We start from the raw sequence: 14,697 nt of genomic DNA on the forward strand, positions 1-14,697 counted from the left end.
CTCAGCTTGCTTAAGAATGGCCATGATCTGGCTGTCGGTAAAACGTGATTTTTTCATAGAGGTCTCCCCGGTTCAGATTACGAGAAAATTCTACTTATAAACACACCGGTTTTTCGGGGGGATTACCCACGAGCATGAAACGCTTGTTTATGCTAACGCTGGCGCTCATGAGCCTACAGGCTCGCGCCGGACAAATTACGATGACCAATCCGCAGGAGGAACAGACGGAGAACGGGAAAACGCTGTGTGTGTATGAGAACACCAATTACCTGTTCACATACGTTACGAGCGCTCAGAGTTGCCCCTATGCAAAAACCTTCAATACAGAGGATTCAGAAGAGTGAAAAAGGAGGAAGGGCCGATCACCAGTTTTATCTGGAACGGGGCCACCGTGCGTGTTTATACGCAGACGGTGAAAGTGGCAGGAACGACGCTACAGCGCCACCTGTTACCAACCTCCCTTAGAAAAGCTGTAAACGAAGAAGTGGCGAAGGCTGGCAACTTGCCGGAAGACAGCCCCCGCCGTATTCAACAATCCCAACGGAGATCTGGAAATGCCGAACAGCAGCATTATGGCTTTAGCGCTCGCGCTGTGCAACGTAGAACGAGGACAGGCGGTTAAAGTGCCAGCTATGACAGGAAGCCAGCTACATTTGCTTATGATGTGGCTACAGGCTTTATAGAAATGAGACGAGGGGGCGCAATGCCCTTTTTCATCAAAGACCACCGTTAACATTCGAGATTTTATACAGGACGTGCTCAGACAGGTGATGACCTCGATGCAAAGCAGGATGGAAAAAATGCCCCTGTTTATACATTCCTAACCGTTTCATAAGGTTTTCTGATGGAACGTTATGAATCGAGGTAAATGAAACAATCTCGTAGAGTTTCAGCACATTAAATGCGTAAGCGAGAGTCGCTTCGGCGGCTTCTTTTGCGATCCCCTGATGCCAGAATTTTTTACTTAAACGCCAGCCGATTTCGATACAGGGTGAAAAATCGAAGCGATCTGGTTGATGGGCCAAACCAACACAACCTACAAATTCCTTGGTTGCTTTCAACTCAGCAGCCCAAAACCCCCACCCCTGATTTAGTTCTATAGCCGCTTTAAAGCGTCCAGCTAAATTATCACTTTCCTCGCGACTTAATGTTGCTGGGAAATACGTCATAACTTCAGGATCAGCATTTAGTTCAGCAAATGGCTCTAAGTCGCTTTCTTTCCATTGCCTGAGAATCAGACGGTTTGTCTCTAACATTGTATGTGATCCTTTCAAAGCATTATAGCCACACCTTAATCCCATACTTAAATCAAGGCAATAGAAGCCAATAAGCTCCGTGTTGGGCTGCTTTACCAGTCAATGCAATCAACGGCAGGAAGAAATTTCTCCAGTGCCATAGCTTCCGGGTGCGTATATGTTCCCGAAATACCTAACGTTTGGGTTATAGCGTGTCCAACGCAAATCTGCACGATTGGATGTAAGGCTTTTGACATAGCCTCCGATATAAAAGTATGACGAAGAGAATGGATCTTTCTCATTTTCCCAAACTCACTTAATTTCGGTACTTCGGACTTTTGCATAATATCGTGCCACTCAAGCCCAATCTGCTCATACGTAGGCAAATCACCGAAAACAAGATCAGCAGGTTTAAACAGTTTAATACGTGATAACAGTAACTTTTCCAACGCTCTATGAATTGGAATCCTTCTTCGTGCGTGTTTGGTTTTGCCATCTTCAATGAAAATGTACCACCTCCCTGTTTCTTCATCCTTTCGAATGTGCTCTTTACGAATAGCTGCGATCTCGCCACGGCGAGCGCCCGTATAAATTAACGTTAAGAAATAATCACGCCGCCAATCGGAATACGTTTTCAGGGTTGCAATAAGGCGGAGTATCTCTGGTCTGCTGTACAATCCGCGTCGGTTCTCTGTCACCTCGTATTTGATCCCCTCCGTGGGAGCTTTCTCTAAAGCATCCTTTTCATCTTTCAGGAACACTTTGAAAAAAGAAGAATAGATTTTGAGATGCTTCCCAACATTGGCACTGCTGAGCAAATCTTCTTCAGGAACATCGAAATCCACACACTCAGCAAGCGTCATTTCCGAGTACGGTTTCTTATTCCTTCGCGGCAGATTTTCAATCACTTCCAAAGTTTGGCGAATATGCTGTTTCGTGATGACTCCGACAGGAAGATCACCGATAACGTACATCAACACATCGTAAAAACGCTGGTTTTCGTTGGCAACAGCCGCCGCCCATCCCTTTCCTTTCTCGGTGGTGAACATCTTCCACGCGGAAGAAAGCAGAGGCGTATCGTTACTTTCAGGCTCAACCGTAGGCACTACAGCTTTTTTAGCCGCTGGCTTTTTCAGCCGTTCAGCTTCTGTTAGTTTGAATTGCATCTCATCGACCAAAGTGCGGTATCGAACAAGATCACCAGAATAAAAAGCATCGTAGGCTTGCTGGAGCATGGTCTGATGCAAATCAATCTGTCCTGCTACATCGTAAGCCTGTTCCACATCACGTTGGTCAAATGAAACCTTCTTCTTAAACAAAGTGGCAAGCAACATCCGCGCCGTTGAATCATTACCGTTATACACACGATTCAGATGTACTTGAGCACGACCTTTCGCCTCGGTAACGCTGGAAGTTGGGGAGATTGCAGTATCTGGATCGATCTGGCGTTGCATCCGCCCAAGTTCCGGCATCCGTTTAGCCTCATCAACCCCCATTCTGAGCCAGTCCAACAGATAAGTATCAAAGTCTCTCTGTGTGGCTTCTCTGAAACCGTCGATGTGCATTTTGAACTGTTCGACAGAAAGCGAACCACTTTGAACGAGGGGGATGTAAGCGCTAAGCCGTGACATTGTAACTTCGACCGCTTGCAATGAATCCGTGCCAAGGCTTCGACGGAAGAATGTTCCGTCTGGAAGTCGAAAGTTGATGTAGTAGACGTTGCCGCGCTTTGTCGTGAATCGAGGAGTCTTGTTGTACACTCTGTTCCTCATAGCGTTACCCACTTTGTTATACATTTCATGGAGTTAACGCTAACACTTTGATTTAGTTAGATGGTTTTTCGCCTTCCCAGGCGTCTGGTATATATGCAAAATCAACACGTTAGATAACACTGAACGCATCAACAGAACTCATTTTTCGCCCCGGGTGAACCGTTCTCAACCCGCATGGCGCTGCGTGACCGCACATCTTACATGAATTTTAGGCTAAATGATTCATCTCGTTATTCCCGACGCCCGGCTTACGTCGCTGAACTTTACCTGGCACACATTCATGTCAATAATGATTATCTCTCGTTTTACCGGAGAAGGTCAATGCAAGACACCCATGAGCAGCCCCACTCTGGCAGTTGGCTGACCCTTCAGCACGATGCCGATACCGGCATTGAAAGCGTCAGCGCGCACTTTAAGGGCCATGCCTATGATCCGCATGACCACGATGAAGTGCTGCTCGGCGTGACGCAGCAAGGGTTGCAGCGCTTTCATTGTCATCGGGCGCTGCACACCAGCACTCCGGGCAGAGCTATCTTGATTGAACCGGGTGCTGTGCATGATGGGCACGCACCGGATGCCGGGGGGTTTACGTACGCGATGCTCTACATTCCGCAGCGCTGGTTTTCCGGGATGATGGACGCCCGTGGGCTGGGCGATATTTCCGCCCTGGGTTCGGCCTTTCGCAACACGCTGACCGATGATATCGCGCTGACGCAGGCCATCCAGCAGAGTTTCTTTGCCCTGCACCACCAGGAAGGCCGTCTGGCGCGCGATCAAAGCCTGGACCACCTGCTGGAACTCCTTTCAACGCATATTCGTCAACGCCCGGCGTCAGCGCAGAATGATGCCCAGCGTCAGATGTATCAGGTGCGGGATTATCTTCATGACCGGATGGGCAGCGATATTGGGCTTGATGAGCTGGCCGCCTGGGCCGGAATCGACCGCTTCCGGCTCAGCCGTCAATTTAAAAACACCTTCGGCTTAAGCCCCCATGCATGGCTGGTTCGTCTGCGTTTACGTACGGCGAGGATGTTGCTGGCTAAAGGCGAAGACCTGGCGCAGGTCGCGTCGCTGGTTGGGTTTGCCGACCAAAGCCATATGGGACGCTGGTTCCAGCGCGCTTACCGCCTTTCGCCTGCTGCTTACCAGCGCCAGTGCACAAACGTTCTATCGTAACCCCCCCAAATCTCCCATTCTGTTTATTCACAACAAGAGCGAATGGAGAAAACCTGTGATTTTTGACACCAAAAATGCGCTGATCGTCCGCAATGATTTAGCCGTCTGGCAACGCCTGAATGTCGTGGCGTTTCTGGCCACGGGCATTACCGCCTCGGCCCCAGAAATCCTGGGCCAGCCCTACATTGACGGGCTTGGCCGCCAGTACGGTCAACTCGCGGGCGAACCGATGCTGATTTTTGAAGCCGATCTGGAAGCCCTGCAAAAGGCGCATCTTAAGGGGATTGAACGCGAACTGACCCTGACGCCTTACGTTGAAGCGATGTTTTCAACGGGACATGATCAAGCAAACCGGGAGGTGTTTCTTGCGGAGGATGCCGCGCGGCTGAATCTGGTGGGCCTGGCGATTCGTGGGCCAAAAAAGGCTGTAGATAAAGTCATTAAAGGACTGAAACTGCATCCGTAAATTGATACCGACAGCGCACCAGCCGCTGTCGGTACTTATAAAATTTCTATTTGCCTGCGGTCCACGGATAACGGGCAATCAATGCCGCTTTTTATAACTTACATGAATGGTTTCACGTCGCCCACGCCTTCACGCAGAACCACCGGTGAATCGTCCGTGAGATCGATAACCGTGGTCGGCTGCTGGCCGAGATAACCGCCGTGAATAATCAGATCAACCTGCTTTTCCAGATGATCTTTGATTTCTTCCGGGTCGGATTCAGTAAAATCGTTCCCCGGCAGCATCAGTGACGTTGAGAGCATGGGTTCGCCCAGCGCTTCCAGCAGCATCTGCGCAATCGGGTTCGACGGCACACGCATCCCGATGGTTTTACGCTTTTCCTGCAACAGGCGGCGCGGCACCTCTTTCGTCCCTTTAAGGATGAAAGTGTAGTTGCCCGGCGTATTGTTCTTAATCAGGCGAAACGCCACGTTATCAACGTAGGCGTACGTTGAAATTTCAGACAGATCGCGGCACACCAGGGTGAAGTTGTGGCCGTCTGGCAGATGACGAATCCGGCAGATTCGTTCCATCGCGCCTTTGTCTTCAATTTTGCAGCCCAGCGCATAACCGGAATCCGTGGGATAAACGATAACGCCGCCCTTGCGCACAATTTCAACGGCCTGATTAATCAGACGTTGCTGCGGGTTGTCCGGATGGACATAAAAAAACTGACTCATACTTCCCTCTCGTTAATCTTTTGGGGCTGTTTTTCCCAACTTTGCCACACGCCTTCTACCCCGGCGGGGAGCCACAGCTTGCGTCCGAGTTCTATCCACGGACAGGGCTGATGAAAATCAGAGCCCTGAGACGCCAGTAAACCGTACTGACGCGCATAGGTGGCAAGCTGCGCGCGTTCGTGGGGAGCCTGCTGACACTGGGCGACTTCCATGGCATCGCCGCCACATTCACTGAAATGAGCCAACAGTCTTTTCAGCCACTTAGCAGAAAGATTATAACGCCCCGGATGGGCGATCACCGCCTTGCCGCCAGAATGATGAATGACATCAATAGCTTGATCTATTGTACACCACTGCGGCGGAACGTATCCGGTTTTACCGCGGGCCAGATACTTTTTAAACACGTCGTTAAAGTTGCTCGCCCTGCCTGATTCCACCAGAAAACGGGCAAAGTGACCACGCGTCACCGCCCCGCCGTTCGCAAGGGCCAGCGCCCCTTCCCAGGCCCCCGGGATCTGCGCTTTTTCCAGCCGTTCAGCGATAAGTTTAGCGCGTTGCTGCCGACGTTCCGTTTGTTCCGCCAGAAACGCGGTCATCACCGGGTGTTCAATATCAATGTTCAGGCCGACGATGTGGATATCATGATTTTCCCAGACGGTGGAAATTTCCACTCCGGTAATCAGTTCAAGCGGTAATCCGGCACGGGCGATTTCGGCCCGCGCGGCGGGGATGGCCGCCACGGTATCGTGATCGGTAATCGCCAACGTACCCACGCGCATTTCCAGCGCACGATGCACCAGTTCCTCAGGCGTCAAGCGGCCATCAGAGGCGGTGGTGTGGCTGTGCAGGTCGTAAATCACGGCGTAGGGATGGTCGCTCAAAATCACTCCGGTGTTCAGTTATCACTATCATTTTTGGGTTTGACGGCGCCCATCATAGCCTTACTGAATGAATTTCTGAAATCAGGGGTTGACTTTGCCCCCTCGGACTAGTTAACTAGTACGCAAGTTCACACAACGAGGTATCTGCGATGACACATTTTTCTTTCACTCTGCGTGGCTGGTGGCGTACAACCTGATATCGGGCTGTAGCTACGCGTCTGCATAAGACACACAGATACCAGGCCCGCCAATGAGCGGGCTTTTTTTTGAATAAAAACATATCCGAGATGGTGAGAACGATAATGCAAACACAAAAACCCGCGCTCGAACTTCTGACCAGTGACGCGATTTACCGGGAAAACCCGACCGCGCTGTTCCACCAACTGTGCGGCGCCCGTCCGGCGACCCTGCTGCTGGAATCGGCGGATATCGACAGCAAAGACGATTTAAAAAGCCTGCTGTTAGTCGACAGCGCGCTGCGCATCACCGCTTTAGGTGACACCGTCACTATTCAGGCACTTTCTGACAACGGCGCGGCGCTGCTGGATTTACTCGACGCCGCCCTGCCTTCCGGCATCGACAATCAGCGTCAGCCGAATGGCCGCATCCTGCACTTCCCGGCAGTGAGCAACCTGCTCGATGAAGACGCACGCCTGTGTTCGCTGTCGGTGTTCGATGCCTTCCGCCTGCTGCAAACGCTGGTTACCGTCCCGGTTGACGAGCGCGAAGCGATGTTCTTCGGCGGCCTGTTTGCTTACGACCTGGTCGCCGGTTTTGAGGATTTGCCGCAGCTCAACAGCGACACCTCCTGCCCTGATTACTGCTTCTACTTAGCGGAAACGTTGCTGGTTATTGACCATCAGACCAAAACCACCCGCATTCAGGCGAGCCTGTTCACGCCTCTGGAAACTGAGAAACAGCGTCTGATCCAGCGTGTGGCACAGCTTCGCCAGCAGCTCAATGAGCCACCTCTGCCGCTGCCGGTGACCAAAATTGAGCAGATGAAAACCGAAGTAAACCAGAGCGATGACGAGTACGGCGCCGTGGTACGTAAAATGCAGCGTGCCATTCGTGCCGGGGAGATTTTCCAGGTCGTGCCGTCCCGCCGCTTCTCTCTGCCTTGCCCGTCGCCGCTGGCGGCATATGACGTGCTGAAGAAGAGTAACCCAAGCCCGTATATGTTCTTCATGCAGGATAACGATTTCAGCCTGTTCGGCGCCTCGCCGGAAAGCTCGCTGAAATATGATGCCAGCAACCGTCAGATTGAAATTTACCCGATTGCCGGGACCCGCCCGCGTGGTCGCCGCGCCGACGGTTCGCTCGATCGTGACCTCGACAGCCGCATTGAACTTGAAATGCGTACTGACCACAAAGAGCTTTCCGAGCATCTGATGCTGGTAGATTTAGCGCGTAACGACCTGGCACGCATTTGTACCCCGGGCAGCCGCTACGTAGCGGACCTCACCAAAGTGGACCGTTACTCCTTCGTCATGCACCTGGTGTCCCGCGTAGTCGGCGAACTGCGTCAGGATCTGGACGTGCTGCACGCCTACCGCGCCTGCATGAATATGGGCACGCTGAGCGGCGCACCGAAAGTCCGCGCCATGCAGCTTATCGCGGCGGCTGAAGGCGAACGTCGCGGCAGCTACGGTGGCGCCGTGGGCTACTTTACCGCCCACGGCGACCTCGATACCTGTATTGTTATCCGCTCCGCTTTTGTTGAAAACGGCATTGCCACCGTCCAGGCGGGCGCTGGTGTGGTGCTTGATTCCGTGCCGCAGTCCGAAGCAGATGAAACCCGTAATAAAGCTCGCGCGGTACTGCGCGCCATTGCCCAGGCCCACCACGCGAAGGAGATTTTCTAATGGCTGACATTCTGCTGCTCGACAATATCGACTCCTTTACTTACAACCTGGCAGACCAGCTGCGTGCCAGCGGGCATAACGTGGTGATTTATCGTAACCACGTCCCGGCTCAGACCCTGATTGAACGTCTGGAAACCATGGATAACCCGGTGCTGATGCTATCGCCAGGCCCGGGCGCGCCGTCTGAAGCGGGCTGTATGCCTGAACTGCTGACCCGTCTGCGCGGCAAACTACCGATTATTGGCATCTGTCTGGGACATCAGGCGATTGTCGAAGCCTACGGCGGTTATGTCGGTCAGGCGGGCGAAATCCTGCATGGTAAAGCCTCCAGCATTGAGCACGACGGTCAGGCGATGTTCGCCGGGCTTGCCAATCCGCTGCCGGTCGCGCGTTACCACTCACTGGTTGGGAGCAATATCCCTGCCGGGCTGACCATCAACGCCAGCTTTAACGGCATGGTGATGGCGGTGCGTCACGACGCCGACCGCGTCGTCGGTTTCCAGTTCCACCCCGAATCAATTCTGACCAGCCACGGCGCACGCCTGCTGGAACAGACCCTGGAATGGGCTTTACAGAAACTCGAACCGGCTAACACCCTGCAACCGATTCTGGAAAAACTGTATCAGGCACAAACCCTGACTCAGCCGGAAAGCCACCAGCTGTTTTCTGCCGTCGTACGCGGAGAAGTGAAACCAGAACAGCTGGCCGCCGCGCTGGTGAGCATGAAAGTTCGCGGTGAGCAGCCGCAGGAAATCGCCGGGGCCGCTACCGCCCTGCTGGAAAACGCGGCACCGTTCCCGCGTCCGGATTATCCGTTTGCCGATATCGTTGGCACCGGCGGTGACGGCAGCAACAGCATCAATATTTCCACCGCCAGCGCCTTTGTGGCGGCGGCGTGTGGCCTGAAAGTAGCGAAGCACGGCAACCGCAGCGTGTCGAGCAAATCCGGTTCGTCCGATTTACTGGCCGCCTTCGGTATCAATCTGGAGATGAATGCCGAGAAATCGCGAGAAGCCCTGGATGAACTGGGCGTGTGTTTCCTGTTCGCACCGAAATACCACACCGGTTTCCGCCACGCCATGCCGGTTCGTCAGCAGTTAAAAACCCGTACCTTGTTTAACGTGCTTGGGCCGCTTATCAACCCGGCGCACCCACCGATTGCGCTAATTGGCGTATATAGTCCGGAGCTGGTGCTTCCGATTGCCGAAACCCTGCGCGTGCTCGGATACCAGCGTGCGGCGGTGGTTCACAGCGGCGGCATGGATGAAGTTTCATTGCATGCGCCGACCGTGGTTGCCGAGCTTAAAGACGGAGAGATTCAAAGCTATCAACTGACCGCCGATGACTTTGGTTTGACACCTTATCACCAGGAACAGCTGGCTGGCGGCACGCCGGAAGAAAACCGTGACATTCTTTCACGCTTGCTACAAGGTAAAGGTGAAGCCGCCCACGAGGCCGCTGTCTCCGCCAACGTCGCCATGCTGATGCGCCTTCACGGCCATGAAGATTTAAAAGCCAACGTGCAACAGGTGCTGGATGTCTTGCACAGTGGTGCAGCCTACGATCGCGTGACCGCATTAGCGGCAAGAGGATAAGAAATGCAGACCGTTTTAGCTAAAATCGTTGCTGATAAACGCATCTGGGTCGATGCCCGTAAAGTGCAGCAACCGTTAGCCAGTTTTCAGAATGAGATCCAGCCAAGCACGCGTCATTTCTACGACGCATTGCAAGGCGCACGTACCGCCTTCATTCTGGAGTGCAAAAAAGCGTCCCCGTCTAAAGGGGTGATCCGCGAAGACTTCGACCCGGCACGTATCGCGGGAATTTACAAACACTATGCGTCGGCGATTTCCGTCCTGACTGATGAAAAGTATTTCCAGGGCAGCTTCGATTTCCTGCCCATTGTCAGCGGCATCGCGCCGCAGCCAATCCTGTGCAAAGACTTCATCGTCGACCCGTACCAGATTTACCTCGCACGTCATTATCAGGCCGACGCCTGCCTGCTGATGCTGTCCGTACTCGACGATGACGAGTACCGCCAGCTTTCTGCGGTGGCGCACAGCCTGCGCATGGGCGTGTTGACCGAAGTGAGTAACGAAGAAGAACTGGAGCGCGCCATCGCGCTTAACGCCAAAGTCGTCGGTATCAATAACCGTGACCTGCGTGACCTCTCCATTGATCTCAATCGCACCCGCCAGCTGGCGCCACGTTTAGGCGCAGGCGTGACGGTGATCAGCGAATCCGGCATCAATACCTACGGTCAGGTGCGCGAACTGAGCCACTTTGCCAACGGTTTCCTGATTGGCTCGGCGATGATGTCACACGATGATTTGAATGCTGCCGTGCGCCGCGTACTGCTGGGTGAAAACAAAGTTTGTGGTTTAACCCGCGCCCAGGATGCACAGGCGGCGTATGAAGCCGGTGCGGTATTCGGTGGACTGATTTTTGTGCCTTCTTCACCACGTTTTGTGGATGAAACCCAGGCGCGTGACGTTATCAACAGCGCACCGCTGAGCTACGTTGGCGTTTTCCGTGATACCGCCATTAGCGAAGTGGCAGCGAAAGTCGAAAGCCTGTCACTGGCCGCAGTTCAGCTGCACGGTAACGAAGACCAGGCCTATATCGATGAACTTCGCGCGGCCCTGCCCGCACACGTGCAAATCTGGAAAGCGCTGAGCGTCAAAGATTCCCTCCCTGCCCGTAACCTGAATCACGTCGACAAATACGTGCTGGATAACGGCCAGGGCGGCAGCGGACAACGTTTCGACTGGTCGCTGCTCAACGGTCAGGACTTAAGTAACGTCCTGCTGGCTGGCGGCCTTAGCCCCGATAACTGTGTAGATGCGGCGAAAAGCGGCTGCGCGGGGCTCGATTTCAATTCTGGCGTAGAGTCTGAACCGGGCATTAAAGATGCCAGTAAACTGGCCTCGGTCTTTCAGACGCTGCGCGCATATTAAGGAAATGGACATGAATACATTACTGAACCCGTACTTTGGTGAATTTGGCGGCATGTACGTGCCGCAAATCCTGATGCCTGCCCTGCGCCAGCTGGAAGAAGCGTTCGTGAGCGCGCAGAAGGATCCGGAATTTCAGGCGCAGTTCACCGACCTGCTGAAGAACTATGCCGGTCGCCCAACGGCGCTGACCAAATGTCAGAACCTGACCGAAGGCACCAAAACCACGCTGTACCTCAAGCGTGAAGACCTGCTGCACGGCGGCGCGCACAAAACTAACCAGGTGTTGGGTCAGGCGCTGTTAGCCAAGCGCATGGGTAAAACCGAAATCATCGCAGAAACCGGTGCCGGTCAGCACGGCGTGGCCTCTGCTCTGGCGTGCGCCCTCCTCGGCCTGAAATGCCGCATCTATATGGGTGCCAAAGACATTGAGCGCCAGTCGCCTAACGTATTCCGTATGCGTCTGATGGGCGCAGAAGTGATCCCGGTACACAGCGGTTCAGCCACGCTGAAAGATGCCTGTAATGAGGCGCTGCGTGACTGGTCTGGCAGCTACGAAACCGCGCACTACATGCTCGGCACCGCCGCTGGCCCGCACCCGTTCCCGACCATCGTGCGCGAATTCCAGCGCATGATCGGCGAAGAAACCAAAGTGCAGATTCAGGAGCGTGAAGGTCGTCTGCCCGACGCCGTCATCGCCTGTGTCGGCGGCGGATCTAACGCCATCGGTATGTTTGCTGATTTCATCGACGACACCTCCGTCGGCCTGATTGGCGTTGAGCCTGGCGGGCACGGAATTGAAACCGGTGAGCATGGCGCGCCGTTAAAACACGGTCGCGTTGGCATCTACTTCGGCATGAAATCGCCGATGATGCAGACCGAAGAAGGCCAGATTGAAGAATCTTATTCTATTTCTGCCGGACTGGATTTCCCCTCCGTAGGACCACAGCACGCGTTCCTGAACAGCATCGGCCGCGCGGAGTATGTGTCGATTACGGATAACGAAGCGCTGGACGCATTTAAAGCGCTGAGCCGTCACGAAGGTATCATCCCGGCGCTGGAGTCTTCTCACGCCCTGGCCCATGCGCTGAAAATGATGCGCGAGAACCCTGAAAAAGAGCAGCTGCTGGTGGTTAACCTCTCCGGTCGCGGCGATAAAGACATTTTCACCGTACATGACATTCTGAAAGCGCGAGGGGAAATCTGATGGAACGCTATGACAACCTGTTTGCTGAGCTGAAAAACCGCAAGGAAGGCGCGTTTGTTCCCTTCGTTACGCTGGGAGATCCGAACCCGGAACAGTCGCTGAGAATCATTGATACCCTGATTGAAGCCGGTGCCGACGCGCTGGAGCTGGGCATTCCTTTCTCCGACCCGCTGGCCGATGGCCCGACGATTCAGGACGCCACGCTGCGGGCGTTTGCGTCGGGTGTAACGCCGACTCAGTGCTTCGAAATGCTGGCCGCCATTCGTCAGAAACACCCGACCATTCCGATTGGCCTGCTGATGTATGCCAACTTGGTCTTTAACCGCGGCATTGATGCGTTTTACGCGGAGTGCGCACGGGTGGGCGTGGATTCCGTGCTGGTGGCGGATGTCCCTGTAGAAGAGTCGACGGAGTTCCGTCAGGCGGCGATGCGTCATAACGTGGCACCGATCTTCATCTGCCCGCCAAACGCCGATGACGATTTGCTGCGCCAGATTGCCTCCCACGGTCGCGGATACACTTACCTGCTGTCCCGTGCGGGCGTAACCGGTGCGGAAAACCGCGCCGCGCTGCCGTTGCATCATCTGATTGAAAAACTGACCGAATACCACGCCGCGCCTCCGTTGCAGGGCTTTGGTATTTCCTCCCCGGACCAGGTGACGGCGTCAGTTGGGGCCGGTGCTGCAGGCGCGATTTCCGGCTCAGCGATTGTGAAAATTATTGAGAAGAACCTCGATAATCCGACCACGATGCTGGCGGAACTGAAAACCTTCGTGCAGAACATGAAGGCAGCCACCCGCCGCGCATAATCTTAACGCCGTCTGGTTATTCGCCAGATGGCGTTTCCTTTTTCACCACGTCCGCGTATTTGCGCACCAGTCGAAACAACTCGCTAATTTCCTCTTCCGGCCACCCGGCAAAAATCCGGTTCATCAACGTCTGTCTGGCGTCATCAATACTGTGGGTTAAGGCCTTTCCCTGTTCCGACAGCGTCACTTCGCTGATCCGTTTGTCACGCTCGGCGGGCTGCTTCTGCGCTAATCCCAACGCCTCTAGCCGCTTCACCTGCCGACTCACGGTGGTGTAATCCCGACCAAGCCTGTCGGCAAGCTCCACCACACCCGATGGACTATAGCGTCCGATAGTCACCAACAGCGGAAACAGCGCCTGATCGAGCTTCACGTTTGCCGCCGCCAGCAGCGCTTCATCCCGCTGCGGATGGTTCATCACGCTGATGATATCCAGCAGCGCGCCGTGAAAATCGGTCACATCAATTTTTTTATGTGCATATTGCATATAATATCATCCCGGCGTACAGTGCCATTATCCAATACGTGCATATTACACATATCTTGTTTAAGGAGAAAGTTTATGAAAGCAGCCGTGGTTTTCGATCCTGCTAACGGCCCGGTATACAGCGATTTCGCGTTGCCGGTTGCCGGAGAAAAACAACAACTGATTAAGATTTCCGCCTCAGCAATTAGCCATGTGGTGAAAAGCCGAGCCTCAGGCAAACATTACAGCTTCGATGGCACACTACCCTTTATCGCCGGGATCGACGGCACCGGCGTCACCCCGGAGGGAAAGCGCGTTTATTTCGTGTTCCCGCCTACGCCGTGGGGAAGCATGGCGCAATTTGCGCCCGTTGATATCGCCCATTGCTTGCCGCTCCCCGATGGTCTGGACGATGCGACCGCTGCCGCAATGGCTAATCCGGGAATGTCGGCCTGGGCGGCGCTGGTTAATCGGGCCGGATTCAACGCCAGTGAAACCGTGTTGATTAACGGTGCGACGGGAAGCGCTGGACAGCTTGCGGTGCAAATCGCACGCTATCTGGGTGCGCAGAAAATTATCGCCACCGGGCGCAATGCAGACGCACTCGCCAGTCTCGGGGCCGACGCCACCGTATTGTTGACCGAAGAAGATGATCTGCAGAATGCGGCATTCGCCGCGCACGCATCGGAGCAAATTGATGTGGTGGTCGATTATTTGTGGGGAAATAGCGCAGAACGTCTGCTTTACGCGCTGGCAAAACATACGCCCGGTCGTGCTCCGGTGCGCTATGTGCAGGTCGGATCGCTTGCAGGTCACGAGATTACGTTGCCCGGCGCGGTGCTGCGCTCATCACCGATTCAACTGATGGGCAGCGGGATTGGCAGCCTTTCCCTGCCCCAGCTAGTGCAGGCTACAGGAGAAATGCTGCAGGCCGCCGTCGCCGGGAAATTTACCATTGCCCATAAGACGGTGCCGTTAGCTGATGTCGCTCAGGCCTGGCCGCAGGATAACAGCCAGAACCGGACCGTCTTTCTCATCACATAACATCCCCAAAAAAGAAGGGGTTGAAGTTCTTAATGAGAAGTATTATCTTTCTCAATACCGAGTAGTTGAGCGAATCACTCAGGTATTCGGTACGACATTGCTC

General features: G+C 54.2%; 15 protein-coding genes and 1 other annotated feature. Of the genes, 10 read left to right on the forward strand and 5 right to left on the reverse strand.

The window, feature by feature from the left end; all coding sequences use genetic code 11:
* Nucleotides 1–134: 134 nt before the first annotated feature.
* Both MUU47_RS17355 and MUU47_RS17360 read left to right on the forward strand, forming a co-directional pair.
* Nucleotides 135–344: a hypothetical protein gene (locus MUU47_RS17355; protein WP_258989403.1), complete on the forward strand. Its 210-nt coding sequence runs from the start codon at nucleotides 135–137 to the stop codon at nucleotides 342–344.
* Nucleotides 341–622 carry a hypothetical protein gene (locus tag MUU47_RS17360; protein WP_258989404.1) on the forward strand — a complete coding sequence of 94 codons (282 nt, stop codon included), beginning with the start codon at nucleotides 341–343 and terminating at the stop codon, nucleotides 620–622. Before MUU47_RS17355 ends, MUU47_RS17360 begins: the two co-directional genes overlap by 4 nt.
* 94 nt (nucleotides 623–716) lie before the next feature.
* Here MUU47_RS17360 and MUU47_RS17365 read toward each other — a convergent pair whose 3' ends face one another.
* A complete protein-coding gene (locus tag MUU47_RS17365; RefSeq protein ID WP_258989405.1) occupies nucleotides 717–1,256 on the reverse strand; it encodes a GNAT family N-acetyltransferase in 540 nt (179 codons plus the stop codon).
* Nucleotides 1,257–1,348: 92 nt separating this feature from the next.
* Nucleotides 1,349–2,995, reverse strand: a complete 1,647-nt coding sequence (locus MUU47_RS17370) for a tyrosine-type recombinase/integrase (protein ID WP_258989407.1) — start codon at nucleotides 2,993–2,995, stop codon at nucleotides 1,349–1,351.
* A gap of 333 nt (nucleotides 2,996–3,328) precedes the next feature.
* On the opposite strand from MUU47_RS17370, the gene MUU47_RS17375 reads away from it, so the two are divergent.
* Together MUU47_RS17375 and MUU47_RS17380 are read left to right on the forward strand one after the other, a co-directional pair.
* The gene (locus MUU47_RS17375) at nucleotides 3,329–4,183 is read left to right on the forward strand and encodes an AraC family transcriptional regulator (protein ID WP_258989410.1); all 855 of its coding nucleotides are present in this window, start codon (nucleotides 3,329–3,331) and stop codon (nucleotides 4,181–4,183) included.
* A gap of 58 nt (nucleotides 4,184–4,241) precedes the next feature.
* Complete coding sequence (locus tag MUU47_RS17380) at nucleotides 4,242–4,649, forward strand: DUF2000 family protein (protein ID WP_258990543.1); 408 nt, start codon at nucleotides 4,242–4,244, stop codon at nucleotides 4,647–4,649.
* A gap of 98 nt (nucleotides 4,650–4,747) precedes the next feature.
* Here MUU47_RS17380 and MUU47_RS17385 read toward each other — a convergent pair whose 3' ends face one another.
* Nucleotides 4,748–5,368 (reverse strand): L-threonylcarbamoyladenylate synthase, encoded by a 621-nt coding sequence (locus MUU47_RS17385; protein WP_159758822.1) that lies wholly within the window; start codon nucleotides 5,366–5,368, stop codon nucleotides 4,748–4,750.
* Complete coding sequence (gene rnm, locus MUU47_RS17390) at nucleotides 5,365–6,249, reverse strand: RNase RNM (RefSeq protein WP_258989411.1); 885 nt, start codon at nucleotides 6,247–6,249, stop codon at nucleotides 5,365–5,367. Before rnm ends, MUU47_RS17385 begins: the two co-directional genes overlap by 4 nt.
* Before the next feature lie 173 nt (nucleotides 6,250–6,422).
* Nucleotides 6,423–6,517: a sequence feature (Trp leader region), on the forward strand.
* Between the two features lie 34 nt (nucleotides 6,518–6,551).
* On the opposite strand from rnm, the gene MUU47_RS17395 reads away from it, so the two are divergent.
* From MUU47_RS17395 to trpA, 5 genes are read left to right on the forward strand one after another with little or no spacing between them, the layout of a single operon-like run.
* Nucleotides 6,552–8,114 (forward strand): anthranilate synthase component 1, encoded by a 1,563-nt coding sequence (locus MUU47_RS17395; RefSeq protein ID WP_258989412.1) that lies wholly within the window; start codon nucleotides 6,552–6,554, stop codon nucleotides 8,112–8,114.
* Nucleotides 8,114–9,709, forward strand: coding sequence for a bifunctional anthranilate synthase glutamate amidotransferase component TrpG/anthranilate phosphoribosyltransferase TrpD (gene trpD / locus MUU47_RS17400; RefSeq protein ID WP_258989413.1), 1,596 nt, complete (start codon nucleotides 8,114–8,116; stop codon nucleotides 9,707–9,709). The genes MUU47_RS17395 and trpD overlap by 1 nt, the downstream gene beginning before the upstream one ends.
* A gap of 3 nt (nucleotides 9,710–9,712) precedes the next feature.
* Nucleotides 9,713–11,071, forward strand: a complete 1,359-nt coding sequence (gene trpCF / locus MUU47_RS17405) for a bifunctional indole-3-glycerol-phosphate synthase TrpC/phosphoribosylanthranilate isomerase TrpF (protein WP_258989414.1) — start codon at nucleotides 9,713–9,715, stop codon at nucleotides 11,069–11,071.
* Nucleotides 11,072–11,081: 10 nt separating this feature from the next.
* Nucleotides 11,082–12,275, forward strand: coding sequence for a tryptophan synthase subunit beta (trpB, locus tag MUU47_RS17410; protein ID WP_258989415.1), 1,194 nt, complete (start codon nucleotides 11,082–11,084; stop codon nucleotides 12,273–12,275).
* On the forward strand, nucleotides 12,275–13,084 hold the full coding sequence (trpA, locus tag MUU47_RS17415; protein ID WP_258989416.1) for a tryptophan synthase subunit alpha: 810 nt from the start codon (nucleotides 12,275–12,277) through the stop codon (nucleotides 13,082–13,084). The genes trpB and trpA overlap by 1 nt, the downstream gene beginning before the upstream one ends.
* Before the next feature lie 16 nt (nucleotides 13,085–13,100).
* Here the strand turns inward: trpA and MUU47_RS17420 are convergent, their stop codons facing one another.
* On the reverse strand, nucleotides 13,101–13,571 hold the full coding sequence (locus MUU47_RS17420; RefSeq protein WP_258989417.1) for a MarR family winged helix-turn-helix transcriptional regulator: 471 nt from the start codon (nucleotides 13,569–13,571) through the stop codon (nucleotides 13,101–13,103).
* Nucleotides 13,572–13,646: 75 nt separating this feature from the next.
* On the opposite strand from MUU47_RS17420, the gene MUU47_RS17425 reads away from it, so the two are divergent.
* Nucleotides 13,647–14,594, forward strand: coding sequence for a quinone oxidoreductase family protein (locus MUU47_RS17425; protein ID WP_258989418.1), 948 nt, complete (start codon nucleotides 13,647–13,649; stop codon nucleotides 14,592–14,594).
* Nucleotides 14,595–14,697: the final 103 nt, after the last annotated feature.

The sequence above is a fragment of the Scandinavium hiltneri genome, from assembly GCF_024764835.1.
GTDB lineage: Bacteria > Pseudomonadota > Gammaproteobacteria > Enterobacterales > Enterobacteriaceae > Scandinavium > Scandinavium hiltneri.

What these genes read in the sequence shown, in the direction of transcription:
- MUU47_RS17385 (WP_159758822.1), bottom strand. Translation starts at nt 5,368, where the DNA reads ATGAGTCAGTTTTTTTATGTCCATCCGGACAACCCGCAGCAACGTCTG.
- trpCF (WP_258989414.1), top strand. Translation starts at nt 9,713, where the DNA reads ATGCAGACCGTTTTAGCTAAAATCGTTGCTGATAAACGCATCTGGGTC.
- MUU47_RS17355 (WP_258989403.1), top strand. Translation starts at nt 135, where the DNA reads ATGAAACGCTTGTTTATGCTAACGCTGGCGCTCATGAGCCTACAGGCT.
- trpB (WP_258989415.1), top strand. Translation starts at nt 11,082, where the DNA reads ATGAATACATTACTGAACCCGTACTTTGGTGAATTTGGCGGCATGTAC.
- MUU47_RS17395 (WP_258989412.1), top strand. Translation starts at nt 6,552, where the DNA reads ATGCAAACACAAAAACCCGCGCTCGAACTTCTGACCAGTGACGCGATT.
- MUU47_RS17365 (WP_258989405.1), bottom strand. Translation starts at nt 1,256, where the DNA reads ATGTTAGAGACAAACCGTCTGATTCTCAGGCAATGGAAAGAAAGCGAC.
- trpD (WP_258989413.1), top strand. Translation starts at nt 8,114, where the DNA reads ATGGCTGACATTCTGCTGCTCGACAATATCGACTCCTTTACTTACAAC.
- MUU47_RS17425 (WP_258989418.1), top strand. Translation starts at nt 13,647, where the DNA reads ATGAAAGCAGCCGTGGTTTTCGATCCTGCTAACGGCCCGGTATACAGC.
- MUU47_RS17375 (WP_258989410.1), top strand. Translation starts at nt 3,329, where the DNA reads ATGCAAGACACCCATGAGCAGCCCCACTCTGGCAGTTGGCTGACCCTT.
- MUU47_RS17420 (WP_258989417.1), bottom strand. Translation starts at nt 13,571, where the DNA reads ATGCAATATGCACATAAAAAAATTGATGTGACCGATTTTCACGGCGCG.
- trpA (WP_258989416.1), top strand. Translation starts at nt 12,275, where the DNA reads ATGGAACGCTATGACAACCTGTTTGCTGAGCTGAAAAACCGCAAGGAA.